The sequence below is a fragment of the Microcystis sp. LE19-84.1B genome (assembly GCF_027531875.1).
GTDB lineage: Bacteria > Cyanobacteriota > Cyanobacteriia > Cyanobacteriales > Microcystaceae > Microcystis > Microcystis panniformis.
The window spans coordinates 1-10,220 of the sequence record NZ_JAPZSR010000005.1 but is presented as its reverse complement, the minus strand read 5'-3'; the positions used below and the strand labels follow the sequence as shown (position 1 = coordinate 10,220).

At 42.5% G+C, this 10,220-nt stretch carries 4 protein-coding genes; 3 read left to right on the top strand and 1 reads right to left on the bottom strand.

What is annotated here, in order from left to right:
• Positions 1 to 214: 214 nt before the first annotated feature.
• On the top strand, positions 215 to 445 hold the full coding sequence (gene tumA, locus O9324_RS27070; protein ID WP_002771674.1) for an antitoxin TumA: 231 nt from the start codon (positions 215 to 217) through the stop codon (positions 443 to 445).
• A gap of 175 nt (positions 446 to 620) precedes the next feature.
• On the opposite strand, the gene O9324_RS00205 is transcribed toward tumA, so the two are convergent.
• On the bottom strand, positions 621 to 5,345 hold the full coding sequence (locus O9324_RS00205; RefSeq protein ID WP_288139169.1) for a beta strand repeat-containing protein: 4,725 nt from the start codon (positions 5,343 to 5,345) through the stop codon (positions 621 to 623).
• Positions 5,346 to 5,798: 453 nt separating this feature from the next.
• On the opposite strand from O9324_RS00205, the gene O9324_RS00200 reads away from it, so the two are divergent.
• Both O9324_RS00200 and smc read left to right on the top strand, forming a co-directional pair.
• On the top strand, positions 5,799 to 6,068 hold the full coding sequence (locus O9324_RS00200; RefSeq protein ID WP_002771659.1) for a YciI family protein: 270 nt from the start codon (positions 5,799 to 5,801) through the stop codon (positions 6,066 to 6,068).
• Between the two features lie 166 nt (positions 6,069 to 6,234).
• Positions 6,235 to 9,765 (top strand): chromosome segregation protein SMC, encoded by a 3,531-nt coding sequence (smc, locus tag O9324_RS00195; RefSeq protein ID WP_288139168.1) that lies wholly within the window; start codon positions 6,235 to 6,237, stop codon positions 9,763 to 9,765.
• Positions 9,766 to 10,220 lie beyond the last annotated feature (455 nt).

Here is a 10,220-nt window from a genome sequence, read left to right as displayed (position 1 = left end):
GGGCGAAGCATTCGGATAGAAAATCTACCTTTTCACCGATAGGTTATTGTCCGAATGCTTCGCCCCTACAGGACGCGGGCCGATGAAGACGCAAGGTTTTGAACGACGATTCTCTCAAAATCTTGCACCTGTGGGAGCGAGAAAAGCCCCAAAACCTTTACTTTGCCTACATTTCAAATTTATTCAGCAAACCCTATTTTGGAGTAAAAGAAAAATGCGTAAACAGACCATTCAATATACATCATCTTTAGATGCTTTGATTGCTGTTGCCAAGCGACTTAGCGTTTATGAGAACCAACATAAAATGGATTCCGAAGATTTTTATAACCAATACAATCAGGGAACATTATCAGATGATATAATATTTATAGAATGGGCAAACGATTATCGTCATTACCTTGCTTTGCGTCAAGAATTAGAACAAATATTAAATCATGCTGCTTAAACTTTTATCTGATTACCTCAATCAAGTAGAGCAAGCAATTGTGCAGCCAGTAGGGTGTGAAGCGCGATAGCGTAACGCACCGATTTAATAATAGAGGTGGTGCGTTACGGCGGCTTGTTAATTTTGGTTTTTTGACCGAATTGATAGCCGCCTAACGCCCCCTACGCCTACTTAATTAAACAAAGAAATTACTCACTGGAATGTTCCCTAAAGCAGGTAAAGTACCAGTAAATCCGGTGATATTTATTAATAAATCATTGCTGGATTGGAAGCCAGCCGTGCTATCATTAATAACGAGGTAAGTTCCGGCTATTGCACCGGTTGTTACCTGCACTAAGGCGGCACTATTAACCCCTAATCCTTGATTACCTGTAATCGCTCCATTGGCATCAGTAAATACCTGATTGATTAAATTGTCTAAAGTGGTAGTAGTGCTATCAGTAGCGCGACTGAAACTACTAGGCGCATTCATGGCGGTTCCACCTTGAGTTAATAAGTCGATTTTATCACTATTGATGGCAAAATCTGTGATACGATCGCTTGCGGATATGGTAGATTGTCCAAATTGGAAGATAAAAGTATCTGCACCTAGACCACCGGTTAGAATATCAGCACCATTAGCACCATTGATTTGATTATTGCCACTATTTCCGGTGATGATATTATTAGCATTGTTACCCGTACCGTTAATATTATTAGTGCCAATTAGTTTGAGGTTTTCGACACCGTTAGGTAAAGTACGAGTGAGAATGCTTTGCCAAGTATCAGTAATGATAACTCCTGCTGTTTCTTCATCAGGATTAATGATAGCATTAGTCGCATTTGACAGGGTTACTGCAAAGACTTCATCAGGTTCATTAAGGTCATCATTGAGAATGGGAATGGTAATAGTAGCAGTAGAAGCATTAGCGGGAATGATGAGAGTTCCTGTCTGGCTAGTGTAATCTACATTAGCAGTAGCATCAATGGGTGCAGTAGCATAATTAACACTAATTTGTTGTGGATTGGGATTATTTACAGTGACGGTGAGAACTGCATTACTATTTTTACCTTCGACAACAGTAATGATGTCGTTGATGGAGAGTTGGGAAAAGTCGTCATTGGTAATTGTTCCTATAACTGCGGTAGTTGTCCCTATTGTATAACCAGTCCCGGTCGTAAGAGTTAAGGCGACCGTTTCATCACTTTCAACAGTAGTATCAGCAGTGGGGTCAACTGTTACAGTCGCCGTCGTAGCATTAGCTGCGAAAGTGACAGTATTGTTAGTCCCTGTACGAGTGTAGTCGGTATTGAGAGTAGCTGTCCCTCCGAGGGTGTAATTGACAGTCAAGGCGTTAGTTGTTACACCAGTACGGGTGAAAGTATAAACCAGATTATTTGTCCCGTCTTCGGTAACACTTCCAGAAGAGACCGCAAGAGTAACATTGGTATCATCATTAGCAATTGTTCCTGTAACTGCGGTTGGTGTACCTATTGTATAACCAGTCCCGGTCGCGAGAGTTAAGACGACCGTTTCATCACTTTCAACAGTTGTGTCAGCAGTTGGGTCAACTGTTACAGTCGCCTTCGTAGCATTAGCCGCGAAAGTCACTGTCCCAGTTGTACTGGTGAAACTTGCTGCACCGGTTTGGGTGTAATCTGTGTTAAAAGTAGCTGTCCCCCCAACTGTATAGTTAGCGGTTAAGGCGCTAGTTGTTACACCAGTACGAGTGAAGGTATAAATCAGATTTGTTGTCCCGTTTTCGGTGACGCTTGCGGGAGAAACTGCTAGGGTGACACTGGTATCATCATTGGTAATTGTCCCCGTGGCTGCGTTAGGAGTACCTATCGTATAACCTGTCCCGGAAGCGAGGGTTAAAGCGACGGTTTCATTGCTTTCAACAGTAGTATCAGCAGTGGGGTCAACGATTACGGTAGCAGTAGTAGCATTAGCAACAAAGGTGACAGTATTGTTAGTCCCGCTGCGAGTGTAGTCGGTATTTAAAGTCGCTGTCCCTCCGAGGGTGTAATTGACTGTTAAAGCGTTACTGGTTACTCCGCTACGGGTGAAGGTATAAACCAGATTACTTGTCCCATCTTCGGTAACACTTGCAGGAGAAACAGCAAGGGTGACACTGGTATCGTCATTCGTAATTGTCCCCGTAACTGCGGTAGTCGTACCTATCGTATAATCAGTCCCCGCAGTGAGAGTTAAAGCGACGGTTTCATCGCTTTCAACAGTAGTATCAGCAGTGGGGTTAATTGTTACAGTCGCAGTCGCTAAATTAGCCGCAAAGGTTACACCTGTGGGAATCGAAGCGTAATCAGTTCCATTATTTGCTGTCCCACCAATACTATAGTTAACTGTCAAAAGATTTGTTGTTACTCCACTACGGGTAAAGGTGTAGATGAGATTACTTGTCCCGTCTTCAGTAACACTACTAGGAGCAACCGCAAGAGTAATACTAGGAAGTATGACATCATCATCAGTAATCGTTCCCTGTCCTTGATTATCGGTTATGGTAACGTTACGACCATTGGTTTGTAAATTACTCAAATTAACGAAGAAAGTCTCGTTACTTTCGACTTTAGTATCGCCATTAACAGCAACAGTAATCGTCTTAGAAGTTTCTCCCGGATTGAAGGTTAAGGGAGTAGCAGCAATCGCCGTATAATCGTTATCCGCTGTGGTAGCGGTTCCATCGGCTGTGGCGTAATTAACCGTTACTGCTGTATCAACTGCATTAGAAAGAGTGACAGTAAATACTGCATTAGTTGTCCCACTATTTCCTTCGGTAACGGTGACATCGTTAATCGAAATAAGTGAATCTAATTCAATTTCAATGATGTATGCAATTGGATTACCACCGATACTAGAAGTATCATCATTAAGATCATTCCAAGTTTTAGCTGTAAAATTATTATTTCCACCACCAAAAAAGTGAATGTAATCTTCACCAAAATCATTATTATCTAGAGGCTGTTGATCCCCATTAGCACTTACTCCCCAATTAGTATAATTAAAAGGTTCACCTGATACCCATTGCCATCCCCCATTAGGTTCAGGACTATTAGGAGGTTGAAATCCACCAATCCAAGGACCGCGTGTATCTATACCAAGATTTTTCCAGGCTGAAGAATTACCAGAAAATAAACTACTGACAAAATTATTTTCTTCAGCAGAAGTAATTGTGACTAAATATCCACCAAGTGCTTCTGCTTGAGCTTTTGCTGTGTTCCAAGAAATACCATTTGGCTGATAGATAACTTTATAATAATGACTATTCCCACCTTCTTCGCTTTTCCATTGAACAGTGCCAACAATATTGGCACTGTCATCGTTATTAATTGTTCCCTGTCCTTGGTTATCGGTGAGGGTGACATTACGACCATTGGCTTGTAAATCACTAAGATTGACGAAGAAAGTCTCGTTACTTTCGACTTTAGTATCGCCATTGACAGCAACAGTAATCGTCTTAGAAGTCTCACCAGCATTGAAGGTTAAAGCAGTAGTAGGAATCGCCGTATAATCATTGTCTGCTGTGGTAGCGGTTCCATTGGCTGTGGCGTAATTAACCGTTACTGCTGTATCAACTTGATTAGAAAGAGTGACAGTAAATACTGCATTAGTCGTCCCACTATTTCCTTCGGTAATTGTGACATCAGTAATTGCAATAGATGCGCTGTCATCGTTATTAATCGTTCCCTGTCCTTGGTTATCGGTGAGGGTGACATTACGACCATTGGCTTGTAAATTGCTGAGATTGACGAAGAAATTCTCGTTAGTTTCAACTTTGGTATCGCCATTGACAGCTACAGTAATCGTTTTAGAAGTTTCTCCCGGATTGAAGGTTAAGGGAGTAGTAGTAATCGCTGTATAATCATTGTCTGCTGTGGTAGCGGTTCCATCGGCTGTGGCGTAATTGAGGGTAATCGCTGTATCGACGGGATTAGAAAGGGTGACGGTAAATACTGCATTAGTAGTTCCGCTATTTCCTTCGGTAACGGTTACATCATTGATAGAAATTGTCGCACTGTCATCATTATTAGCGGGATATGAGAAGTCAATCTTCCCCACATTTTCAATCCATCGAGCGTTAGGATAATCCCACTGTAAAAAGCCATTAGGCCAACTGATATTAGAAGTTGATTCTTGCCCAAAACCAAAATTACGACCATCTGGAGTATTAAAAGCAAAAAGAGCGGCAACGGGATTACCATCAACAAAACCCAGAGAAACACCTTTTTCATCCCAATAAAAATCCTGACGATAATAGGTTTTACCGAGAAAATTAAAGCCAAAATCTTGTACCTTATCGCCACTCAGCCACTCTTGACCCTGACGCTTTAATACTGAATTATCGTAGGTAATCCAACCATAATATTTTTGTCCCTGATACTCGACCGTAATACCCGAAGTTAAATATTTAACGGCCATTTCCACGCTTACCGCTTGCCCATCAACGGTAATAGTCGCCGCGTCATTTTCCCCTTGTATCGCCGCGATTTGCTCCCCTGTCAGCACTTCTCCCCGCACCAGCGCCGAAAATAACTGCCCCTCATCCCCCGGCGTATCGCTGCTGTTGATTTGCGCGTCGATAAAATGCCCAATTTCTTCTAATAACACCGCTTTGAGGGTGGTAGCGTCCCCCGAATCAATCAGCGCTTGAGAAATATAAATCCTATTGGTACTGCTGGAATATGCGCCGAAAATCCCTGAATTGCCAAGGTTTTGAACTGTAATAGGGGGAAGTTGACTAAAATCTCGACTTTGCCACTGCTGTCGTAATTGCGTCGCTTTAACCACATCATAACTTGTGCCAAAAGCAGTTTCTAAATTTGCCCAAAAACCATCAGATTGAGCGAAATCGAACAAAATATCGTAAACAGCAGGAAGAATCGGCAACAGGGTGGAATTCATGACATTGAACGCAAAAGACGACTGGGGCTATTTTATGCAAAAAATTCCGAATTTGTCAAGACTTTTGTGACAAAGATTAACATTTATACAAGAAAACGAGTTTCTCAAAGAGTTTCTCATAGAAACCCGTTTTCTCAAGAAGAAACCGGGTTTCTCAAAGAAACCCGGTTTCTAAATAGGTTCTCAAAGAAACCCGGTTTCTAAATACCAAAGAAACCCGTTTTCTCAATAGTTTCTCGCAGAAACCCACCAACAAACGTCAATGTAAAGAATGTGGTCAACCGTTTGTGATTAATCCCACTAATAAAACCGTCATCACTACTACCGAATCACCACCCCCAACTATCTGCATCCTACAGTATCTGTGTACTTCCCCCACTTTTCTAGATCGATTGAGTCTGATTGACGATTCGATCGTAAAATAGCAACAGATCAAGAGAGTACAGGTCAAATATGCCGAAATTTGTTGTCTGGGGTAGTTATTGTGAAAATGTGCTGGAAAAACGCGCTCCCTATCGTCAAGCACATCTAGAGGGATTAAATCAACAGAAAGAACGGGGAATTCTCATTACTATCGGACCAACGGCAGATTTAAGCCAAGTTTTCGCAATTTATCAGGCAGCCAGCGAGTCAGAAGTGCGAGAATTAATCGAAGCGGATCCCTATTGGCAAAATGGCATCTGGACAGAATACCAAGTCAAAGAATGGATTCAAGCCATCTAAGGGAGCTATCAGCTATATTTTTCTGTAAGGGTGTTCTCATAAAATTTTCCAACTACGCGACTAATCAAACTCATCTCCGGTCAAGTCTGAGGATATTTTCAAGGATAAACCGGAGTTATCCCTTGTCGATTCAAGCTGATAGCTTTCCTACTTTTTGCTTATCGCCATGGTTTACATCAAAAAGGTCGAACTCTCACACTTCAAATCCTTCGGGGGAACAACTCCTATACCCTTTTTACCGGGGTTTACGGTGGTTTCCGGTCCAAATGGTTCGGGAAAGTCGAATATCCTCGACGCATTGCTATTTTGCTTGGGATTAGCTACTTCCAAGGGAATGCGGGCCGAAAGATTACCGGATTTAGTCAATCACAGCTATAACAGTCAACGTCATAGCTCAGAAGCGAGTGTTTCGGTGACTTTTGATATTGCCGATATTCCCGACGCAACCGATAGGGATTGGACGGTTTCCCGACGCTTAAAAGTGGCTAAGGGTGGCAGCTATACTTCTACCTACTATATCAATGGGGAAACCTGTACGGTTAGCGAACTTCACGACCAATTAAACCGTTTACGCATCTATCCCGAAGGGTACAACGTGGTGTTACAGGGGGACGTAACCCGAATTATCAGCATGAATGCCAAGGAAAGACGGGAAATTATCGACGAATTGGCAGGAGTAGCCGAATTTGACCGCAAAATTGAGAAAACTAGGGAGAATATCGATTCGGTTAAAGAAAGGGAAGAACGCTGCCAAATTATTGCCACAGAATTGCAAAAATCTCTGGAGAAATTAGCACTCGATCGCATTAAAGCCGAAAAATACCAAAAACTCAAGGCCCAAGTCCAAGAAAAACAACAATGGGAAATAGTCCTCCATTGGCAAAATCTCCAGCAGCGCTGCCAGCAAGTACAAGGACAAATTCAAGCTGGGGAAAAGGAAAAACAGGTTTTAACCGAGACTATCGCTAATTTATCCGAACAAATCGCCCAAAATAGTCAAGAATTAGAGAAACTCAATCAACAGGTCAAAGCTTTCGGGGAAGATGAACACCTGTCCCTAACTTCCCGATTAGCAAGTCAACAGGCCAAACGACAACAACAGCAACAACGACAAAAAGAGCTAGAAAACCTTGAAAAAGAATCTCAGGCACAAAAAACCAGACTTTTAGAGGAAATTAATCGTTATAATCGCGAATTAAACCAGATTAATGCTGAAAAAAGCCGTTTAGAAACTGAAATTTTACCCAATCTCCTACGGACAACCCAAACCGCAAGGGAAACCCTAGAAAACCATCGTCTGCAAGCAAGTAGTCTCGCGGAAGCGTCAGAAGCATGGGTAAAAGAACAAAGCGACCTTTCCCGCAATATTACCCGTCTTCAGGAACAATTAAACCCCTACCGTAGCCAACGGGCCCAATTGACCGAAAGATGCGATCGATTGCAAACTAATATAGTAGAAGCTGGTCAACGTCTGCAAGAATTAGAGCAAGTTATTAGCACAAAAACCGAAGAAAGTCAAGAAATATTACAAAAAATTAATCAAGCGGAACCCGATATCCAAAATTTAGCCCAAAAACTCACCCTTGCTGAACAAAATCACGTTATCAGTCAGGACACCCAAAAACGTCTGCTCAAGGAACAACGGGACAAACAGAGGGAATTAGATAAACTGGAAGCGACCAAGCAAGCGCAACAGGAGGCCCAGGGAACCTATGCCACTCAAATATTATTACAGTCAGATTTGCCCGGAATCTGCGGATTAGTGGCACAATTGGGCGAAGTAGAGGAACGTTATCAAATTGCTCTTGAAATCGCCGCAGGAGGTCGTTTAGGTCATGTAGTCGTCCAAGATGATAGTGTTGCGGCCGCTGGAATTGCCTTATTAAAACAGCGTCGCATCGGTCGGGCCACTTTTTTACCCTTGAATAAAATTCGTCCCCCCCGTCCCCAAGATATTTCCTCTCTGCGTCACGCGCGGGGTTATCTGGATTTAGCGGTGAATTTGGTTAAGTTTCAATCCCAGTATCGGGAGGTTTTTAACTATATTTTTGGCAGTACCGTGGTTTTCGAGGATATAGATTCTGCCCGTTATTATATCAATCAATATCGCATTGTTACTTTGGATGGCGAGTTATTAGAGATGACTGGTGCTATGACCGGAGGCAGCCAACCGACGCGATCGGGGCTGCGTTTTGGTAAAATTTCTCCGAAGGATTCTAGTGAAGCGGAATCTCTACGGGAAAGATTAGCAGAAATCGATCGCATTCTTACCCGCAACGAAGAAAAAATTACCCAAGTTAATCATCTTATCAGTCAGTTAACCCAACAGTTAACCGAAACCCGTCAGAGTCATCGGGAAAATCAATTATCTCTACAACAATTAAGCAAGGATTTACAACGTTTAACCACAGAAAAAGAGGATTTAACCCGTCAATTATCGGGCCAGCAAGAGGAAATTACTATTTCTCGTCAACGGTTAGAAGTATTAACCAGAGAAATTCCTGAGTTAGAGTTATCTTTACAGCAAGAACAGGAGAAATTAACTGCTTTAGAGGCCAATCATACCCATAGCGAATGGCAACAGGTACAGGGAATAATTCGCACTCAAGAATTGCAGTTACAAACCCAAGAAAATCACCTCGCAACAGTCCGCGAACAGTTAAAAGACCTACAAAATCAACAAATCAGACTAGAGGAAAAAAGTCAAGAGTCTGCGGATAGAATTACCGAGATTGACAAGATAATTACCGATGCAGTTAATCAGAGAAATATCGGAAATCTGGAGATAGAAAAACTTGATCACAATATTTTAGAAATCAATCAAGCTTTACAGCAATTATCCCGACAACTAGGGGAAACCAAGCAAAAAAGAGACCAATTAGAGACAGTTTTGCGACAACAACAAAACCAACAACAACAGGCCATCTGGCAATCGGAAAAGTTAGTCAACAATCAAGAGGAAAGACAAGCATTACTAACCACTTTACAGACAGAAATTAGTCAACTAGAAAGCGACTTACCCAATCCCTTGCCCGAAATTCCTGAAAGCGATCGAGATTTCGAGAAAATTCAAAGCGATATTCGGCAGTTACAAAAGAAATTAGAAGCTTTAGAACCTGTGAATATGTTAGCTTTAGAAGAATACCAAAAAACCAAAGAGAGATTAGATGAACTATCAGAAAAACTGCAAACTCTAGAAGGAGAAAGAACCGAACTACTTTTGCGGATAGAAAACTTTACCACCCTCAGATTTAATGCTTTTCAGGAAGCATTTACGGCCGTTAACGAAAACTTTAAGAATATATTTGCCACCCTGTCCGACGGTGATGGTTACTTACAACTAGAAGACGAAAATGACCCCTTTAATGGTGGCTTAAATCTGGTGGCCCATCCCAAAGGAAAACCCGTACAGCGATTAAGTTCCATGTCTGGGGGTGAGAAATCTTTAACCGCTTTAAGCTTTATTTTTTCCCTACAAAGATATCGTCCTTCTCCCTTTTATGCCTTTGATGAAGTGGATATGTTTTTAGATGGGGCCAATGTAGAAAAATTGGCTAAAATGATCCAAAAACAAGCACAACAAGCACAGTTTATTGTCGTTAGTTTGCGTCGGCCGATGATTGAAGCTTCCGAAAGAACCATCGGTGTCACCCAAGCGCGGGGAACCCATACACAGGTACTAGGAATTAAAGTTTAACCTAAGACGCAAGTGGGGTGTGGGGTGTGACCCCCCCAACCCCCCCGACATCGGGGGGGGTAGTGGGGTGTGGGGTGTGGGGTGTGGGGAGAATAAATAAAAAAGTCTCCTATCTCCTATCTCCTATCTCCTGACTTGAAAATAGAAGCTGAAATAACGCAAATTAGTCAATCATACGGTCATCCGTTCAGTATAGGCTACATATCAGCAGAGACACTCCTGCAAGGGGAGTGACTCTCAAATTATTACAGATGCGTCAGCGGCTGCGTGTAAGCATCCCACCGAAAAACTAATGCGCGGGGGGTTTGGGGGCGGCGCCACGCCCCCAAACCCCCCGCGCATTAGTTTTTCGGTGGGATGCTTACACGCAGCCGCTGACGCATCTGTAATAATTTGAGAGTCACTCCCCTTGCAGGAGTGTCTCTGCTGATATGTAGCCTATACTGAACGGATGA

Bases quoted from the DNA above. Each gene is read 5' to 3' on its own strand.
- tumA (WP_002771674.1), top strand. From the start codon at position 215: ATGCGTAAACAGACCATTCAATATACATCATCTTTAGATGCTTTGATT.
- O9324_RS00205 (WP_288139169.1), bottom strand. From the start codon at position 5,345: ATGAATTCCACCCTGTTGCCGATTCTTCCTGCTGTTTACGATATTTTG.
- O9324_RS00200 (WP_002771659.1), top strand. From the start codon at position 5,799: ATGCCGAAATTTGTTGTCTGGGGTAGTTATTGTGAAAATGTGCTGGAA.
- smc (WP_288139168.1), top strand. From the start codon at position 6,235: ATGGTTTACATCAAAAAGGTCGAACTCTCACACTTCAAATCCTTCGGG.